General features: G+C 39.0%; 14 protein-coding genes and 1 other annotated feature. Of the genes, 8 read left to right on the top strand and 6 right to left on the bottom strand.

What is annotated here, in order from left to right; genetic code table 11:
* Window positions 1-91 precede the first annotated feature (91 nt).
* Window positions 92-1,390, top strand: a complete 1,299-nt coding sequence (murC, locus tag M3182_RS19500; RefSeq protein WP_251431772.1) for a UDP-N-acetylmuramate--L-alanine ligase — start codon at window positions 92-94, stop codon at window positions 1,388-1,390.
* A 252-nt stretch (window positions 1,391-1,642) separates the two neighbouring features.
* Here the strand turns inward: murC and M3182_RS19495 are convergent, their stop codons facing one another.
* A complete protein-coding gene (locus M3182_RS19495; protein ID WP_251559697.1) occupies window positions 1,643-2,758 on the bottom strand; it encodes an aminopeptidase in 1,116 nt (371 codons plus the stop codon).
* A 182-nt stretch (window positions 2,759-2,940) separates the two neighbouring features.
* Here M3182_RS19495 and M3182_RS19490 point away from each other — a divergent pair, with 182 nt between their 5' ends.
* The 5 genes from M3182_RS19490 (at window position 2,941) to ccpA (ending at window position 7,091) form a co-directional block, all read left to right on the top strand.
* Window positions 2,941-3,417 carry a DUF948 domain-containing protein gene (locus M3182_RS19490; RefSeq protein WP_251559696.1) on the top strand — a complete coding sequence of 159 codons (477 nt, stop codon included), beginning with the start codon at window positions 2,941-2,943 and terminating at the stop codon, window positions 3,415-3,417.
* Window positions 3,418-3,434: 17 nt separating this feature from the next.
* The gene (locus M3182_RS19485; RefSeq protein ID WP_251431761.1) at window positions 3,435-3,824 is read left to right on the top strand and encodes a YtxH domain-containing protein; all 390 of its coding nucleotides are present in this window, start codon (window positions 3,435-3,437) and stop codon (window positions 3,822-3,824) included.
* A gap of 84 nt (window positions 3,825-3,908) precedes the next feature.
* Window positions 3,909-4,235 carry a bacillithiol system redox-active protein YtxJ gene (gene ytxJ, locus M3182_RS19480; protein WP_251559695.1) on the top strand — a complete coding sequence of 109 codons (327 nt, stop codon included), beginning with the start codon at window positions 3,909-3,911 and terminating at the stop codon, window positions 4,233-4,235.
* A gap of 185 nt (window positions 4,236-4,420) precedes the next feature.
* Window positions 4,421-5,494, top strand: coding sequence for a bifunctional 3-deoxy-7-phosphoheptulonate synthase/chorismate mutase (locus tag M3182_RS19475; protein ID WP_251431755.1), 1,074 nt, complete (start codon window positions 4,421-4,423; stop codon window positions 5,492-5,494).
* Between the two features lie 592 nt (window positions 5,495-6,086).
* The gene (gene ccpA / locus M3182_RS19470) at window positions 6,087-7,091 is read left to right on the top strand and encodes a catabolite control protein A (RefSeq protein WP_251431752.1); all 1,005 of its coding nucleotides are present in this window, start codon (window positions 6,087-6,089) and stop codon (window positions 7,089-7,091) included.
* A gap of 251 nt (window positions 7,092-7,342) precedes the next feature.
* On the opposite strand, the gene M3182_RS19465 is transcribed toward ccpA, so the two are convergent.
* Genes M3182_RS19465 through M3182_RS19455 form a run of 3 tightly spaced genes read right to left on the bottom strand, consistent with a single transcriptional unit; the run spans window position 7,343 to window position 9,831 of the window.
* A complete protein-coding gene (locus M3182_RS19465; protein WP_251559694.1) occupies window positions 7,343-8,521 on the bottom strand; it encodes an acetoin utilization protein AcuC in 1,179 nt (392 codons plus the stop codon).
* Entirely contained in the window at window positions 8,518-9,165 is a 648-nt protein-coding gene (locus M3182_RS19460; RefSeq protein ID WP_251431746.1) for an acetoin utilization AcuB family protein, read from the bottom strand. The genes M3182_RS19465 and M3182_RS19460 overlap by 4 nt, the downstream gene beginning before the upstream one ends.
* Window positions 9,166-9,198: 33 nt before the next feature.
* Window positions 9,199-9,831, bottom strand: coding sequence for a GNAT family N-acetyltransferase (locus tag M3182_RS19455; protein WP_251431742.1), 633 nt, complete (start codon window positions 9,829-9,831; stop codon window positions 9,199-9,201).
* Window positions 9,832-10,043: 212 nt separating this feature from the next.
* Here M3182_RS19455 and acsA point away from each other — a divergent pair, with 212 nt between their 5' ends.
* The gene (gene acsA / locus M3182_RS19450; RefSeq protein WP_251431739.1) at window positions 10,044-11,762 is read left to right on the top strand and encodes an acetate--CoA ligase; all 1,719 of its coding nucleotides are present in this window, start codon (window positions 10,044-10,046) and stop codon (window positions 11,760-11,762) included.
* 246 nt (window positions 11,763-12,008) lie between these two features.
* Here the strand turns inward: acsA and M3182_RS19445 are convergent, their stop codons facing one another.
* Window positions 12,009-14,861, bottom strand: a complete 2,853-nt coding sequence (locus M3182_RS19445) for a transglycosylase domain-containing protein (protein ID WP_251559693.1) — start codon at window positions 14,859-14,861, stop codon at window positions 12,009-12,011.
* 137 nt (window positions 14,862-14,998) lie between these two features.
* Window positions 14,999-15,210: a binding site (T-box leader), on the top strand.
* 52 nt (window positions 15,211-15,262) lie between these two features.
* Here M3182_RS19445 and tyrS point away from each other — a divergent pair.
* A complete protein-coding gene (gene tyrS / locus M3182_RS19440) occupies window positions 15,263-16,522 on the top strand; it encodes a tyrosine--tRNA ligase (protein ID WP_251431733.1) in 1,260 nt (419 codons plus the stop codon).
* Between the two features lie 690 nt (window positions 16,523-17,212).
* On the opposite strand, the gene rpsD is transcribed toward tyrS, so the two are convergent.
* Window positions 17,213-17,815: a 30S ribosomal protein S4 gene (gene rpsD, locus M3182_RS19435; protein WP_251431729.1), complete on the bottom strand. Its 603-nt coding sequence runs from the start codon at window positions 17,813-17,815 to the stop codon at window positions 17,213-17,215.
* Between the last annotated feature and the right edge of the window lie 119 nt (window positions 17,816-17,934).

Here is a 17,934-nt window from a genome sequence, read left to right as displayed (position 1 = left end):
CTGAACAGTTCGTACAGCCATTAATAATGAGCAAAAAAACGATTACCGTCATATACTGTGTTACATACAGACGTTGTTGGAGGTTCTTTATATGACTATTTACCATTTTGTAGGTATAAAGGGGTCTGGAATGAGCGCTCTTGCTCAGATTCTCCATGATATGGACTATCAAGTGCAGGGCTCTGATGTTGAAAAACATTTCTTCACCCAGATTGCCCTTGAACAATCCGGAATAAAGATCCTTCCGTTCAATAAGGATAATATACTGCCTGGAATGACAATTATTGCTGGGAATGCTTTCCCAGATACTCACGAAGAAATTCAGCGGGCTATGGAATTAGGGCTCCCAATTGTTCGATATCATCGTTTCTTAGGTGATTTTATGCAAAATTTCACAAGCGTTGCGGTGACTGGTGCACATGGGAAGACCTCTACGACAGGTCTCCTTGCACATGTGATGAAAGGAGCTAAACCGACTTCATTTCTGATCGGAGATGGAACTGGTAAGGGAGACAAGGCAGCAGAGTATTTTGTCTTTGAAGCTTGTGAGTATCGACGCCACTTTTTGTCCTATTTTCCGGATTATGCGATTATGACAAATATTGATTTTGACCACCCAGATTATTTTGCAAATCTTGAAGACGTATTTTCTGCTTTTCAGGAAATGTCTTTACAAGTGAAAAAAGGAATCATTGCGTGTGGCGATGATGAACAACTGCAAAAGATACAGGCAAAGGTACCAGTTGTATTTTATGGCTTCGCGGAAGAAAATGACTTTCAAGCCAGAAATGTAGTAAAGTCTACTGATGGGACTACCTTTGATGTTTTTGTTCGCAATACGTATTATCATACCTTCTCTATTCCTGCTTATGGAGATCATAATGTTCTTAATGCACTTGGGGTTATTGCTCTTTGCAATTATGAGGGAATTGAAGCGAAGATCATTGAAGAACAATTAAACACGTTCCAGGGTGTTAAGCGAAGATTTTCGGAAAAAACGATTGGTGGTCAAGTGATCATCGATGACTATGCTCATCATCCAACGGAAATAAAAGCGACGATTGAAGCAGCGAATCAAAAATACCCAGATCGTGAAATCGTTGCTGTATTCCAACCACACACGTTTACTCGAACGCAAACTTTTCTTCAAGAATTTGCTGATAGCCTGAACCAAGCAGATAAGGTTTATTTATGCGAAATCTTTGGGTCAGCCCGAGAGAATCATGGAAAATTATCAATCGAGGATTTGCAAGAAAAAATCGATGGAGCAGAAATTATTACAGAAGAAGATACTTCGCTCCTCAAGAAGCACGATAACGGTGTCATTATTTTTATGGGAGCTGGGGATATTCAAAAATTCCAGGCTGCCTATGAAAACCAATTGGTTTAAAAAAAAGGATGCGAAAACTCGCATCCTTTTTCTTTTTTGCTCTTTTCTCAAACTTTGTTGCTTTTAGATATAAAGAGAAAAAATTAGCTTTGTTTTCACTGGACATCAACTCTAAATCAAGAAAAAAAGCCAGTAAACTTATTATGAATGCACAAAATGGCTTATCCTGCGTTAAAATCGGATTTAGGATTTTAACAATAATCTTTACGAAAACAGCCTTCTTTTTAGAAGAACATTCTCGTTCTGTCATATTTATTTTAAGTTTTCTGGATTTAGTGCTTCTAACTCTGGAAGTACAAAACGTCCATCTTTACGGATTAACTTTCCATCGAAATAAATTTCCCCACCACCATACTCAGGGCGTTGAATATTTACTAAGTCCCAGTGAATATTTGATTGGTTTCCATTATAAGCGGTGTCATAGCATTGACCAGGAGTAAAATGGAAGCTACCATCAATCTTTTCATCAAAAAGGATATCTTGCATTGGATGAAGGATATATGGATTTACCCCAATTGCGAACTCCCCTATAAAGCGGGCTCCCTCATCTGTATCAAAAATTTTATTGATTCTGTCTGTATCATTTGCCGTAGCCTCAATGATTTTTCCATCTTTAAATGTAAGTTGGACATTTTCGAACGTGAATCCCTGATATGGCGAAGGGGTATTATACGTAATCGTTCCGTTAACTGAATCGCGAACAGGAGCGGTATAAACTTCTCCGTCTGGAATATTGGCTTCTCCAGCACATTTAACAGCCGGAATATCTTTTATTGAAAATGTTAGATCAGTTCCAGGACCTGATAACCGAACTTGATCAGTATTGTTCATCAATTCCACAAGCGAATCCATTGCATGATCCATCTTGCTATAATCTAAATTGCATACATCAAAATAGAAATCTTCAAACGCCTCCGTGCTCATTTTGGCTAGCTGTGCCATTGAAGAAGTAGGATAACGAAGAACAACCCACTTTGTTTTTGGAACACGGATTTCTCTATGTACTTTCTTCCCAATCGTTTGACCATGAATTTTCATTTTGTTATCTGGCACATCTGCATGTTCGTTAATATTGTCGCCTGAGCGAAGCCCGATATAAGCATCCATATTCTTCATTACATTTGCTTCATACTCAGCGATGCGATTAAAATGCTCTTCTTCGGCCCCGAGTAAAAGGGCCCTGTCAACTTGTTGGTCCTTTAGGGAAACGAATGGATAGCCACCAGCTGCATAGGCTTCTCTTACAAGAGCTGTCACAAGCTCACGCTGTAAGCCGAAATTTTCAATTAAAACACTTTCCCCTTTTTGGAGCTTAATGGAATAATTGATTAAATTTTTGGCTAGTTTTTCAATACGTGGGTCTTTCATGTAAATCCCTCCTAATCAATGTGAAAAAACAATTATAATTGTACCCGAAATGGCTTGTAAATGTTATCCTAATGATTAGAAGACTGTGAAATGGAAAGCCTTATACGGTATACATAAGGATATTTAGGTTTTGTCTCGTTTAGTTAGGGAAAAGCATGTATAGGGCTAATGGAGGTGCAAATGTGGAAATCATTCTTTATTTAAGTGCGGCTGTAGCAGCTATTGCTTTTTTCGTGCTCGTGATCTATTTAGCGAAGACGTTAAAATCCCTTCAAGGCACGCTCGACAGTGTCGCACACACGTTGACGGGATTGGAAAAACAACTTGATGGAGTAACACGTGAGACAACGACGCTGCTACATAAAACCAATGAGCTTGCGGAAGATATCCAGGAAAAGTCTGAAAATCTGAATTCAGTTGTACTAGCAGTAAAAGATGTTGGCCACTCTGTTCAGCGTTTTAACAAATCCATACAAACGATAACTTCTAAGGTTGATGAAGAAGTAGAAAAAAGCCAGGATAAAATTTCCCAAGTTGTCCAATGGAGTAATGTTTTCTTTGAGTTAAAAGATAAATGGAAAGCAAAAAAACTTCACTCTGAACACCATGCTGAAGCTGAACAAATACTTGCGAGACAACGTGAACGGGCCAATCAATAAAAATGAGGTGAACAAATATGGCAAGCAGAGAAATGAATGGGAAAGAAGATGCAAAAACATCAAACTCGCGTGATTTTTTTGTTGGTGCTTTTATAGGCGCTCTTGCTGGAGCAGCAGCGGCACTATTATTAACGCCTAAGTCTGGTAAAGACTTAAGATCAACCATTGATGGTCAGACTTCTCAGTTGAAAGATAGGGCGCTTTATAAGAGCAATGGATTAGCATCAGTTGTTAAAGAAAAAGCGAACACGGTTGCTCATAATGTTACACAACAATCGAATGAATTGATTCAGAAAGTTAGGGGATCGGTTCGAGAAGAAGACAATAATTTTGGTGATGAAATTCAAAGAAAATTAGAAGAAACGCAAAGAGCTTTTGATGAAACCGAGCAGAAATTAAATCATTAATAAATTTGTCAATCAAACGGTGGAGTGGTAAGATTACTTCACCGTTAATTTTTTATTCTGAAAAAAGAATTTAGGAGTGGAAGTATGAAAAAGATCAATTCGATTGAACAATTTAACCAGCTTGCTGAAGGGGAAGACCCATTCTTCATGGTAAAGCACAGTTTAACATGTCCGATAAGCCAAGAAGCATTTCAAGAGTACGAAACTTTCGCTAATGAAACCAGTGTTCCTTGCTATTACTTGGCTGTTCAAGAAGCAAGGTCATTATCGAATCACATTGCTGAACACTTCCATATTAAGCACGAATCTCCTCAGGCAATCTTATTTACAAAGGGAAATGTCGGCTGGCATGCTTCTCATTGGAAAATCACCCAAAAATCATTAACAGCAGCACTTGAAGAGATTAACTAGAACATCCATGCGCACATGGATGTTTTCCATTTTCTCTTTTCGGACCAAAAATATTCTTTAGTGCTTAAAAGCGTTTAATTAATAAAGAAAAGTTCGTGACAAACGAATTGATATCCTTTATAATAAACCCTAATTATAGAAAATGCAGTACATTCTGAATAAAAGAAATGAAGGGGCGGGAAACGATGACAAACAAATTAGATCAGCTACGCGATCGAGTTGATGAATTAAATCTCCAATTACTAACTTTAATTAATGAAAGAGCACTATTGGTTCAAGAAATCGGAAAAGCAAAAGAAACGCAAGGTGTCCATCGCTATGACCCTGTTCGGGAGCGACATATGCTTGATTTAATTAAAGAGAACAACAATGGTCCATTTGAAAATTCAACGATTGAACATATTTTCAAGCAAATTTTTAAAGCTGGTCTTGAACTTCAAGAAGATGATCATCGGAAGGCACTGCTTGTATCTAGAAAGAAAAAGCCTGAAAATACAGTTGTAGAAGTGAAGGGTGTCAAGATTGGTGATGGAACACAGCGTTTTGTATTCGGTCCATGTTCCGTTGAGTCGTATGAGCAAGTAGCATCTGTTGCTGCTTCTGTTAAAGAAAAAGGCTTTAAGTTCTTAAGAGGAGGAGCTTTTAAACCTAGAACTTCGCCATATGATTTCCAAGGTCTTGGCTTAGAAGGTTTGAAAATACTTAAGCAAATTGGCGACGAATACGATTTAGCGACAATCAGTGAAATTGTCCATCCAAACGACATTGAAGTGGCCGTTGATTACATTGATGTCATTCAAATTGGTGCCAGAAATATGCAAAACTTTGAGCTGTTAAAAGCAGCAGGCGCTGTTAATAAACCAGTCCTCCTAAAGCGTGGTCTTTCAGCAACTATTGAAGAATTTATTAACGCGGCAGAGTATATTATGGCTCAAGGAAATGGCCAAATTATCCTTTGTGAACGAGGAATCCGTACGTACGAAAAAGCAACAAGAAATACACTTGATATTTCTGCAGTTCCAATTCTTAAACAAGAAACTCACTTACCAGTAATGGTGGATGTGACACACTCAACAGGTAGAAGAGACTTGCTTCTTCCAACAGCAAAAGCAGCCCTTGCTATTGGTGCTGACGGTGTAATGGCGGAAGTTCATCCTGATCCAGCGGTAGCTTTATCAGATAATGCTCAGCAAATGGATTTGAAACAATTTGATGAGTTTGTTGAATCCCTTCGTTCATCTGCTTTTGTGCAAATCTAAAAGCATTCCAAGCCTTCCCAGCAATGGGAAGGCTTTTTAATATAGCGAAAACTTCTTTTCAAAGTTTTTATTGGGGTCTTTTCTCAAACTTGTTTTTAGATTGGATCCTTTTGGTTTTGGCCCAGAATTATAATATAGCATTTTTCCGGAATATCGGGTTAAGATACTAACCACAATAAAGTGTCTTTATTCTAGGCTGTCTTTGTATAGTTCGATGTTAAAATCTAATAGCTGATTTTAACGCGAAATAGGCCGTTCTTGTGTTATTACTTAATTTGTATACTCCTTTTCTCATCTAGTATACGAACTTTGGAATGGAATCATAGCTAAATCATTCTATATTTCCTTTAAAAAGTAACAATCTTTGAGAAAAGAGCTTTATTTTAAGTAAAACCAATAAGTTAACCAAGTTTACATATTAATTATGCAAGATTATCTAACGTTCAGATTGCGAGATTTAATTAGATAGCGTATAGTAAATACATGAATTCTTTCATATGTATATTAAATCACAAACTTAGCAATGATTAAACTTGCCACTTATGCAGTAAAATAGAAGAAAGCTGTGTTACGGATTAAAGGAGTGAAAGGCATGAATATTACAATATATGATGTAGCAAGAGAAGCAAATGTATCAATGGCAACGGTGTCACGTGTCGTGAATGGTAACCCGAATGTTAAACCTGTGACTAGAAAAAAGGTTATGGAGGTTATTGACCGTTTAGGATATCGTCCAAATGCGGTTGCACGGGGGTTAGCGAGTAAAAAGACAACAACAGTTGGGGTGGTTATCCCTGATATATCAAGCATCTTCTTTGCCGAACTAGCAAGAGGAATTGAAGATATTGCTTCGATGTATAAATACAATATAATCCTTAGTAGTTCTGACCAAAATAAAGAGAAAGAACTACATTTATTAAATACTATGCTTGGAAAACAGGTTGATGGGATTGTGTTCATGGGTGGTAATATCACCGAAGAACATGTAGAGGAATTTAAAAAGTCTCCAGTACCAATTGTCCTAGCTGGTTCAATTGAACAAACAGAAACGATTCCTTCGGTTAATATTGACTATGAAAAAGCGATTTTTGACGTGGTGCAATTATTAATTGAAAAAGGCCATAAACAAATTGCTTTTGTTGTGGGTCCTCTACAAGAGCCAATAAATAGTGTTCGTAAGCTAGCGGGTTATAAACGTGCATTAGAAGAGGCTTCTTATGAATTCAATGAAGAGCTAGTCATTGAGGGAGATTATACGTATGATTCAGGTCTTGAGGCTATTGAAAAGCTTGTAGAGCTAGAAACAAAGCCTACTGCTATTGTGGTTGGTTCCGATGAGATGGCATTGGGAGTGGTTCATGGGGCGCTAGACCGTGGCTTTAAGGTTCCAGAGGACTTTGAAGTGATTAGCTCAGACAATACAAGGCTTGCAATGATGGTCCGTCCGCAATTAACAACCATTGTCCAGCCATTATATGATATCGGAGCGGTATCGATGCGTCTACTTACAAAATTAATGAATAAAGAGGAAGTAGAGGACCAAACTGTTCTTCTTCCTCATCGTATTGAGTTGCGCGACTCAACAAAAAATAATTAATAAAAATGGCCGCTTTGTAAAAAGCGGTCATTCTTATTGGCTGTTTTCGTAAAGGGTGTTTTTAAATTCCTAAAGCCGATTTTAACGCAAGATAAGCTATTTTTTACGTTACAGTCAGTTTGCAAGCTCTTTTCTCATAAAAATACGATATTTGGGGTGCAACAACTCTTAATTCCCCATAATCACTTGAGAAAAGAGCCTTTTTATTTTATGGGCCTGTTAATCAGATAGAGGGCCTCTCTTCTCGATCCTTATGTATCGATTCGCTCGTTCGATTTCTTTTGTAAAATTGGATAGAGGGCCTTTTCCAAAGTAAGGCGATTCTTTTCGGTTATTTCGTCTTTTCGTGGGATTGCTGGATAAAGGGTTGCTGGATCATCCCATTCAATGGGAAGTGCCACACTGCTTTTTTCCTGCCAGTAAGATACCCAATCATCAGGTAAACTTCCATAACAGTTTGAGTTTTCGGTCATTTCCATCCAAATTAAAGACCAAGCTCTTGGGACCACTCGCCAGATATCATAACCTCCTCCACCAACAGCAATCCATTTGCCATTACAATATTGGTGTGCAATCTCATGTGCAAGTCTTGGGATTTCTCGATAAATCCGCATCGTTGCAGATAAGTGTGTTAAAGGATCATAATAATGGGAGTCAGCTCCGTTTTGGGTGAAAATAACATCAGGTTTGAAAAAATCCGCGACTTCTTTGAGAGCGTTTTGATACGCATATAACCAAGATTCATCCTCAGTAAAGGCATCAACAGGGATATTAAAGGAGTAACCATATCCTTTTCCTTGTCCCCGTTCGTTTACATTCCCTGTCCCAGGGAACAAGTATCTGCCTGTTTCATGAATGGATAATGTGCAAACGTTGGGGTCATCATAAAAAGACCACTGTACACCATCTCCATGATGAGCATCCGTATCGACATAAAGCACACGGACATTATACTTTTCAATCAAGTACTTAATCGCAACAGAACTATCGTTATAAATGCAAAATCCTGATGCCTTGCCGCGAAATCCATGATGTAACCCTCCACCTAGATGTAGGGCATGGTCGGCTTTTCCAGTCATGACTTGGTCCACAGCGGTCAATGTCCCACCGACAAGCAAGGAACTGGCTTCGTGCATGTTTGGAAAGATAGGAGTATCCTCCGTCCCAAGCCCGTATCCTTCTGCCGTTTCTTCACTCAATTTACCCAATCCTGCGAGGCGAACAGCATTCACATAATTGGGATCATGAATAAGGAATAATTCTTCTTCAGTAGCTGGTCGCGGGGGAATGATGTCTGCGTCTGTAATCGCGTTCGTCTTTTTTAATAAATCGAGTGTTAATTTTAAGCGAACTTGGTTAAAAGGATGATGACTGCTAAATTTGTATTTTAATAACTCATCTGAGTAAACAAAAACAGAACGACCACTCATGATGAAACACCTGGCAGGTTAGGCCATAGAACATGAAAATCTGCTTTCTTTAAATCTTCAATAATGCGAGTAGGATTCATGGTTTGAACTCTAAATACTAGGATTTTGTAGCGCTCATCCTTTTGATAGGGATAAACCAAAACGCTAGAGATATTGGCTTTTCGTGCACTAATTATGGAAGCAACACTATTGAGCATTCCACCTTTATTCGGGACCTTTACTTCAATCTGAGAGCCAGGCTGATGTGCTCCGGTAAGTGCAACTAGGCTGTGCAATAAATCTGTTTCAGTGACAATTCCAACCAGTTTTTGGTCTTTTACAATTGGAAGGCAACCAATGCTGTGCTCATAAAATAAGGCAGCAATTTCCTCAACAAAATCTAAAGGGTGACAGGTAATTAAACTTGTCGTCATCAAACTTTCAATCGGTTTATTTAGAACTTCTGAATCTTGCTCAATAAGAAATCTAGAAGGCATGGCATCACGGATGTCTCGGTCGGATACTAAGCCTACTAAAACAAACTCGTCATCAACAATAGGAAGATGCCTAATCCGCTTTGACTCCATTAAATGACAAGCTTCTTCAATTGTGTTGTCCTTTTTTAGAGTGGCAAGGTCTGTTTTCATTATTTCTTCTACAATCATTTGAATCCCCCTCTTGTTCAAAGTGGTGAACAGTTAATACATGAAGCGATTCATAAATCTTAAACGGTCAAATTTTTCGACGGATTCAAGGCTAACTCGATCTCCGATTCTCGCCATCAAACAATTTGCTGGGTGGGAACTAATTTCAGGATCATCTGTTGCATACCAAGTGAGGCCCCCGGCGTTCATCATTTTCTCCATCATTTTTCGATAGTCCCAAACATTTAATCCGGTATTTTTAAGATCCCAATGCCAGTAATATTCGGTTGTAATGATAATATAATCTTCCATTGCATCGTCCATCATGGATACAATAAGCAGGTTTTTTCCTACTGCACAGCCACGGAATTTCGGGATGACTTCAATGGCCCCAAGTTCAACTAAATCTTCCATTTTTCCCTCAGACCAACGCTCAAGCGGATCTGGGTAAAGGTAGGTGACATAACCAACAACCATTTCTCCGTGCCGTGCAATAATAATTCGCCCCTCTGGTAGGCCGGCAATTTCAACCAATGCTTTATGTTGTTGTTCCGGAGGTCGAAAAGCAACTAAATCATGATGGAACTCTAGGCTTTTAAGTTTTTCAGGGGAAATAGGTCCTTCTATAATTAAACTTCCATGAATTGTCTTTAATTCCTTTGCGTTATATGTTTTTTTATGTTCCATTAAGTCACCACCATAATGATTAAAATTGTCTTCTTCATTATACATTTAAATCTTTTAGGTAAAAGCGTTTTCACAAAATTTTCAGTCTTATCACGATAGAAAAGTTATAGAATAATAACAAAAAAACAATTTAAAAAAATTTTAAAATTGTGAAAATGGTGTATTTATACTATAATAGACCTTAACCATAAAGAGAAAAAGGAGAGGATTCGATGAAAGTGGAAGCGCTACCAGCCCTTCAAGGACAATTCAATCTACAAAACTATCAGGATACTTATAACAATTTTAACTGGCAGGATGTAGAGAAGAACTTTTCTTGGCATGATACAGGGAAAGTCAATATGGCACATGAAGCAATTGACCGGCATGCGGATGGGCCCCGGAAAAATAAGATTGCTCTCTATTACCAAGATGGAACGCGAAAAGAAAAATATACATTCAAAGAAATGAAAGAGTACTCCAATCAGGCAGGGAATGTTTTTAAGAATTATGGAGATGTGGAAAAGGGAGATCGCGTATTTATTTTTATGCCTCGATCCCCAGAGCTATACTTTGCTGTATTAGGAGCAATTAAATTGGGGGCAATTGTAGGTCCGTTATTTGAAGCATTTATGGAAGGAGCAGTCCGCGACCGCCTTCAAGATAGTGAAGCAAAAGTACTTGTTACGACTCCAGAGCTCTTAAAAAGGGTCCCGGTTGATGAGTTGCCGGCACTACAACATATCTTCTTAGTAGGAGATCAGGTAGAGGAAACTGGCAAATACCAAGACTTCAAGAAAAAAATGTCCCAAGCCAGTAAATCCCTACAAGTAGAATGGGTAGATCGAACAGATGGTTTGATTCTTCATTATACATCCGGTTCCACTGGAAAACCAAAAGGAGTTTTACATGTTCATAATGCGATGATTCAACAATACCAAACAGCTAAGTGGGTTTTGGACTTAAAAGAAGAGGATATCTACTGGTGCACAGCGGACCCAGGATGGGTAACTGGGACATCTTACGGGATTTTTGGACCTTGGCTGACTGGAACATCTAATGTTATTGTTGGGGGACGTTTTAGTCCGGAAGCATGGTATGGGATGATTGAAGAATATGGGGTAACGGTTTGGTACAGTGCGCCGACAGCATTTAGGATGTTAATGGGCGCAGGCGATGAAGTGATTAAGCGTTTTAACCTTAGCAGTCTTCGCCACATTTTAAGTGTCGGTGAGCCGTTGAATCCAGAAGTAGTTCGTTGGGGAATGAAGGTGTTTAGCCTTCGTATTCATGATACTTGGTGGATGACAGAAACAGGTGCTCAGTTAATTTGTAACTATCCTTGTCTGGAAATTAAACCTGGTTCAATGGGGAAACCAATCCCTGGAGTGAAAGCGGCGATTGTAGATGATCGTGGGGAAGAATTACCACCATTCCGAATGGGCAATTTGGCGATTAAAAAAGGATGGCCTTCGATGATGGCGACCATCTGGAATAATGAACAAAAATATGAATCCTATTTTATGCCAGGAGATTGGTATGTTTCAGGTGATTCAGCATACATGGATGATGAAGGTTACTTCTGGTTCCAAGGAAGAATCGATGATGTGATTATGACTTCAGGAGAACGAGTCGGTCCTTTTGAAGTCGAGAGTAAACTACTTGAGCATCCAGCCGTTGCTGAGGCTGGCGTAATCGGAAAGCCAGACCCAGTTAGAGGAGAAATCATCAAGGCGTTTATTGCCCTTATTGATGGTCACGAACCAACAGATGGGCTAAAAGAAGAGATACGTCAATTTGTTAAGCAAGGATTAGCTGCCCATGCAGCACCAAGGGAGATTGAATTCCGTGAAAAGCTTCCAAAAACACGTAGTGGAAAAATTATGCGTCGCGTCTTAAAGGCTTGGGAGTTAGACTTGCCAACAGGCGATTTATCGACAATGGAAGACTAATTCAAGTAATCTATCGAAAAGGCTATTTTTGTAAAGATTGTTGTTAAAATCCTAACGCCGATTTTAACGCAGGATAATCCATTATGTGCGTTCTTATTAAGTTTACTTGCTCTTTTCTCCTGATTTTCAGTTGCTGTCCAGTGATAACACAGCTAATTCTTTCCTCTTTATGTCTAAAAGCACAAAGTTTAAGAAAAGAGCCTTCAAAAAGGACCCATACACATTTGTACGGGTCCTTTTTCCTGTTTATTCGTTAGACTCTGAGTTCGTTTCTGCTGAGGCCTGTGGATCCTCGGATGGTTTCTCAGGCTCTTTAGGTTTCTCTTGCTTTTTCTGTTCGACTTCTTTTTCCTTCTTCTTTTCCTCACCAATTTTGACAACATTGGAAGGTGCAGATTCTTTACCTGCAATATCTACAGCCGTTACATGGAATGAACCGTTACCGCCTTTGTATGACAGATTTTCACCGGCTTTCACGGTTTTTACCTTTTTCCCATTATTGTAGATGCGATAACCAATCACGTCATTTTCAGGATGCTTTTTCCAAGTGATTGTACTACCAGACCCACCAACTGATGGAGCCGCTGGGGTGTTGCCATTGTCGGACAGTCTCGCATTTGCAACAAGGACGTTTGACCATGCTCCACGATTAGGAATTAGCTGAGACGGGTTGCTGATCTTATGCCCAATAATGCTCTCCATATAACTTGGGTCAATTGTTGCACCGCCAGATTCAACAAATTCATTCGGAGTTGAATCTAAAGCAAAGTAACGCTTATCCCCAACACGAACATATCTGCTAGACGCAACAGTGTCATCGACCTTAGTCGGAACATATTTTGCATTATAGTAATCTGTCTGCACAAGGCCTGCATCGGAACAAGCTTTTGAAGGCAGTAAACCAGATGCACCACAATAAGATCTTCGAACAATTCCACCAGGCATTTCAAATCGCTCTTCTGGATCAACAAGCTTTGAATCAACATCGTAAGCAGCGTTCATTAAGTCCGCCCATAAATAGATATTTCTTGCTCCATAACTAACACCTTTATAAGTCAGATCCAATGGTTTCTGGGTATCATAACCGTTCCAAACACCAAACGTCACATTTGGGTTCGTCGCGACAAACCAAGAATCATAATAATTATGTCCTGTTCCAGTTTTCCCAGCCCAATCTGAACTGAACTTCAGACGATTATGCATTGATGTCGCTGTTCCTTGGTTAATAACGTCTCTCATCATATCAATCGTTAAATACGCTGTTTGAGGGCTGAAGACATCGACTTCTTCTGCCTTATGTTCAAAGATGGTATTTCCATCTTTATCAACAATTTTATCAATCAAATAAGCATCGACGAATTTACCGCCATTCGCAAATGTTGCATATGCATTGACATTTTCTTCAACGGTAACTCCCGAAATCGATCCAATTGAAGCTGAAAGATTCACATGGTCATCCTCGGATAATGAAGTAAAGCCCATTTTTTCAAGGAAAGTAGTTGGTCGTTGATTAACAATGTTTTTATAGGCGATAACAGTTGGAACATTATAGGATCTCGTTAGTGCATATCTTGCTGATGTGAGCCCACTATAGCTACGGTCGTAGTTATGTGGCCATGGCTTACCAGGGCCATTTAAATACACTTGAACATTTGGCAAAACAGATCCAGGTTGGAGAGTTCCAAGTTCCATCGCTGGCGCAAATACAAGTAGTGGCTTCATGGTTGAACCATTTTGTCTTTTTGCATCTGTTGCGTGATTTAATTGTTCTCGCTTAAAGTCACGGCCACCTACAAAACTGATAATCTTCCCAGTTTTGTTTTCAATGAGAATGGCTCCAAGCTCAACCGGCTCCTTGATTGTTACCTTTTCACCAGTTTCTGGATCGGTTATTTCTTCAGGCTTATCGTTGCCATAAAGTTCAAAGTTCTGGGCAACCTTTTGCATCTTATCGTAGATGTCTTTGTTGATTGTTGTATGGACATTATAGCCATTTTGGCGTAAGTCTCGATCTGCTAGAGTAAGGTATTCTCCTTTTAGGTCCTCATCTGCATCTAAATCGGCTTTTTCGTAGCCGTCCTTTTCAGCTAAAATATAAGCCAGAACATTTTTGGCGCGTTTTTCGATTTCAAATGTTAGCCAAGGATATTCGTCAATCGTATGGCCATCATCCGCGTTTTTGATAAAGTCTTTCGTAATATCATACTCAATTGCTTTATTGTATTCTTCTGACGTGATATAACCGCCGGTATGCATTCTTGAGAGGACGGTTTTCATTCTAGTTAATCCTGGTTCAAGGTTTTCTTTAAGCTTTCCTTGATCGCTACTAAAAGGCGTATACCCGAATGGACTTTGTGGAAGTCCTGCGATAAAGGCAGCTTGTGGCAACGTTAATTTATCTACTTCAACTCCAAAAATTCCTTGTGCAGCTGCTTTTACACCAGCAATATTATTTCCTGATGCATCTCGTCCTAAGGTTGCTACATTCAAGTAAGCTTCAAGAATTTCCTCTTTTTCAAAGAATCTCTCTAACCGAAGTGCTAGCAAGATTTCTTTTGCCTTTCGTTCGAAGCTAACCTCATTCGTCAAGATTTGGTTTTTGATGAGCTGTTGAGTTAATGTACTTCCCCCTGATTGGGTTGCTGAGTTGGTTACCTCTTGGAAGAGAGCGCGAAAAATCGCTTTTGGGACAACTCCATCATGCTCATAGAAATATTCATCTTCAGTTGCGACGACAGCGTCAATAAGGTATTGGGATATATCCTCAAGCTCAACCTCTTCCCGATAAAGGTCCGTTCGGAGTTTTCCAAGGTACACATCATTATCAAAATAAAGATTAGATGTTTCCTCATAATTATAGATATCCTTCTCCATTTGCTCGTAGGATCGAAGTGGCTCATCCTTAACGAGTGAAGCGAAGTACCCTGCTGCAGCTCCACCAGCAAAGCCAGCACCAATCACCATAATAATGATAAAAAGTAATAGTAAGTTCCAAACAACATTGTAGGTGATTCTAGCACTTTTTACGGTCTTTTTATTTGTAAAAAATGACTGCAACGAAGAAAGAAAGTGTTTCCACCCTTTTTGTTCATGGTTCATTATCATTCCCCCTAAAATCACATACATTATAGCATAAACAACCGTCTTGAAATGCTAGGTTGCCGCATTTTCCTTTTATTTCATGAGATATTTGACAATAATAGCTTTATTGTGGTAAAAATGCTTTAATAACTTTATATTAAGCAATGATGGGAATCAGTAGTTTTTCTATCCCTGTTTTCAGAAAGCCGGCGGTTGATGGGAGTCGGTACAAATAGAAAAATGAATTACCTCCTTGAGCTACCGTTGTGAACAAATATAGTAGCAACGGTCGGTTGAACCGTTATCGAATTGAGTGGAAAACGTATGTTTTCAAGCTGGGTGGTACCGCGCATATAGCGCCCCTGCATTGTGCAGGGGTGCTTTTTTATATGCTATTTTTACGATTTGGAGGAAGAAAGATGAATCTTTTAGAAGATTTGAAATGGCGTGGAGTCGTTTATCAACAGACAGATGAAGAAGGTCTGACTGATCTATTAAACCAGGAAAAAATTTCACTATACTGCGGTGTTGACCCAACTGCAGATAGTATGCATATTGGTCATTTATTGCCATTCCTAACGTTAAGACGTTTCCAAAATCAAGGCCATCGTCCGATTGTTCTTGTTGGTGGTGCAACTGGGCTAATTGGTGACCCGAGTGGAAAAAGCGAAGAGAGAAAACTTCAGACAACAGAAGATGTAGAACGCAATGTACAAGGAATTCAAGGGCAATTGAAACGCATCTTTGATTTTGAAGGAGAAAACGGTGCAATCATGGTGAATAACTATGATTGGACAAGTAAGTTAGATGTTGTAAGTTTCTTACGTGACTTCGGAAAACATGTAGGTGTGAACTATATGTTAGCGAAAGACACAATCGCATCACGACTAGAAACAGGAATTTCTTTTACTGAATTTACTTACACAATTTTACAAGCGATGGATTTCCTACACTTATACCAGAACCATCAATGTAAATTGCAAATCGGTGGAAGTGATCAGTGGGGAAATATCACAACTGGTCTTGAATTGATCCGTAAAATGGCCTCAGAAGGTTCGAAAGCATTTGGTTTAACGATTCCATTAGTCACTAAAGCTGATGGAACAAAGTTTGGTAAAACCGAAGGCGGTGCAATCTGGCTTGACCCTGAGAAAACATCACCGTATGAGTTCTACCAGTTCTGGATCAACACAGCAGATGCAGATGTCATCAAATACTTGAAATACTTTACTTTCCTCGGAAAAGAAGAAATCGAAGCGTTAGAAGCTTCGATCCAAGAAGAGGCGCATCTACGTAAAGCCCAAAAAGCACTAGCTGAAGAAATGACCCGGATGATTCATGGAGAAGATGCGTTACAGCAAGCAATTAAAATTTCTGCTGCTCTATTTAGTGGAGACGTTAAGAATTTAACTGCTGCGGAAATTAAGCAAGGCTTCAAAGATGTTCCTTCATACGAAGCTCCTGCTGAAGAAGAGTTATCGTTGGTGGAATTAATTGTTGCTGCCAAGATATCCCCATCTAAACGTCAAGCGCGTGAAGACATCACAAATGGAGCAGTTTCGATTAACGGTGAAAAAGTAACCGATACGAATTATGTTTTAACAACTGCTGATCGAATTGAAGATCAGTTTACCATCGTTCGTCGTGGAAAGAAAAAATATTTCTTAATTAAATACTAAGATATTTTACCTCTCGAATTCTTTCGGGAGGTTTTTCATTTCAGTAGTGAGTGAGGAACAGTTATGTGGTGTGGTGTGTATGAAAATAGAACAGGGAAAAGTGAAAATAGGTGTGACTTTTTGAAAATAGAAATAGCAGATCTGAAAATAGAATGAAGGAAAGTGAAAATAAAAAATCGATATGAAAATAGAACAGGGAAAAGTGAAAATAGGTGGTGACTTTTTGAAAATAGAAATAGCAGATCTGAAAATAGAATGAAGAAAAGTGAAAATAGAAAATCGATATGAAAATAGAACAGGGAAAAGTGAAAATAGGTGGTGATTTTTTGAAAATAGAAATAGCAGATCTGAAAATAGAATGAAGAGAAGTGAAAATAGAAAATCGATATGAAAATAGAACGGGGAAAAGTGAAAATAGGTGGTGTTTCTTGAAAATAGAAATAGCAGATCTGAAAATAGAATGAAGGAAAATGAAAATAGAAAGTCAATCTGAAAATAGAACGGGGAAAAGTGAAAATACGTGGTGTTTATTTGAAAATAGAAAAAGCAAATCTGAAAATAGAATGAAGAAAAGTGAAAATAGAAAGTGAAAATCATAAAAAATATTATAGGAAAATCCCAGATAGAACGAAGACAATGATGATAAACAAAAAACCCCACCAAAAGGTGAGGGTTCTTGTTTTGAAACTATTAACGAGAGTAGAACTCGACGATAAGAGCTTCGTTGATTTCAGCCGGAAGTTCAGAACGCTCAGGTAAACGAGTGAAAGTTCCTTCTAGCTTTTCAGCATCGAAAGTTAAGAAGTCAGGTACGAAGTTGTTTACTTCAACTGCTTCTTTAACGATGTCTAGGTTACGTGATTTTTCACGTAGGCCGATTGTTTGACCAGGAGCTACGCGGTATGATGGGATATCAACGCGAGATCCGTCAACAAGAATGTGACCATGGTTTACCAATTGGCGAGCTTGACGACGAGTACGAGCTAAACCAAGACGGTAAACAACGTTGTCCAAACGAGACTCTAAAAGAGCCATGAAGTTTTCACCGTGTACACCTTGCATTTTACCAGCTCTGTTGAATAGAGTGCGGAACTGACGCTCGTTTACTCCATACATATGACGAAGCTTTTGCTTCTCTTGTAATTGCAATCCGTATTCGGAAAGCTTTTTACGCTGGTTAGGACCATGTTGTCCAGGTGCGTAAGGGCGTTTTTCTAATTCTTTACCTGTACCGCTTAGAGAGATTCCAAGACGGCGTGATAATTTCCAGCTTGGGCCGGTATAACGAGCCATGAATGACTCCTCCTTAGTTTTTATTTTGTAAAATAAAAACAGTTTGTGAGACTTCAATTATGGACATTTTGTTTTCATGCACCTTCGCCCTAGCAGCAGCGGGTTACGCGATGCACCAT

It is taken from the genome of Mesobacillus maritimus (assembly GCF_023715205.1).
GTDB classification, from domain to species: Bacteria; Bacillota; Bacilli; order Bacillales; family Cytobacillaceae; genus Mesobacillus_B; species Mesobacillus_B maritimus_C.
This window is presented reverse-complemented; position numbering and strand designations above follow the sequence as displayed.

Coding starts and splice junctions, on each gene's coding strand:
- murC (WP_251431772.1), top strand. CDS start 92: ATGACTATTTACCATTTTGTAGGTATAAAGGGGTCTGGAATGAGCGCT.
- M3182_RS19495 (WP_251559697.1), bottom strand. CDS start 2,758: ATGAAAGACCCACGTATTGAAAAACTAGCCAAAAATTTAATCAATTAT.
- M3182_RS19485 (WP_251431761.1), top strand. CDS start 3,435: ATGGCAAGCAGAGAAATGAATGGGAAAGAAGATGCAAAAACATCAAAC.
- ytxJ (WP_251559695.1), top strand. CDS start 3,909: ATGAAAAAGATCAATTCGATTGAACAATTTAACCAGCTTGCTGAAGGG.
- M3182_RS19475 (WP_251431755.1), top strand. CDS start 4,421: ATGACAAACAAATTAGATCAGCTACGCGATCGAGTTGATGAATTAAAT.
- ccpA (WP_251431752.1), top strand. CDS start 6,087: ATGAATATTACAATATATGATGTAGCAAGAGAAGCAAATGTATCAATG.
- M3182_RS19465 (WP_251559694.1), bottom strand. CDS start 8,521: ATGAGTGGTCGTTCTGTTTTTGTTTACTCAGATGAGTTATTAAAATAC.
- M3182_RS19460 (WP_251431746.1), bottom strand. CDS start 9,165: ATGATTGTAGAAGAAATAATGAAAACAGACCTTGCCACTCTAAAAAAG.
- M3182_RS19455 (WP_251431742.1), bottom strand. CDS start 9,831: ATGGAACATAAAAAAACATATAACGCAAAGGAATTAAAGACAATTCAT.
- acsA (WP_251431739.1), top strand. CDS start 10,044: ATGAAAGTGGAAGCGCTACCAGCCCTTCAAGGACAATTCAATCTACAA.
- M3182_RS19445 (WP_251559693.1), bottom strand. CDS start 14,861: ATGAACCATGAACAAAAAGGGTGGAAACACTTTCTTTCTTCGTTGCAG.
- tyrS (WP_251431733.1), top strand. CDS start 15,263: ATGAATCTTTTAGAAGATTTGAAATGGCGTGGAGTCGTTTATCAACAG.
- rpsD (WP_251431729.1), bottom strand. CDS start 17,815: ATGGCTCGTTATACCGGCCCAAGCTGGAAATTATCACGCCGTCTTGGA.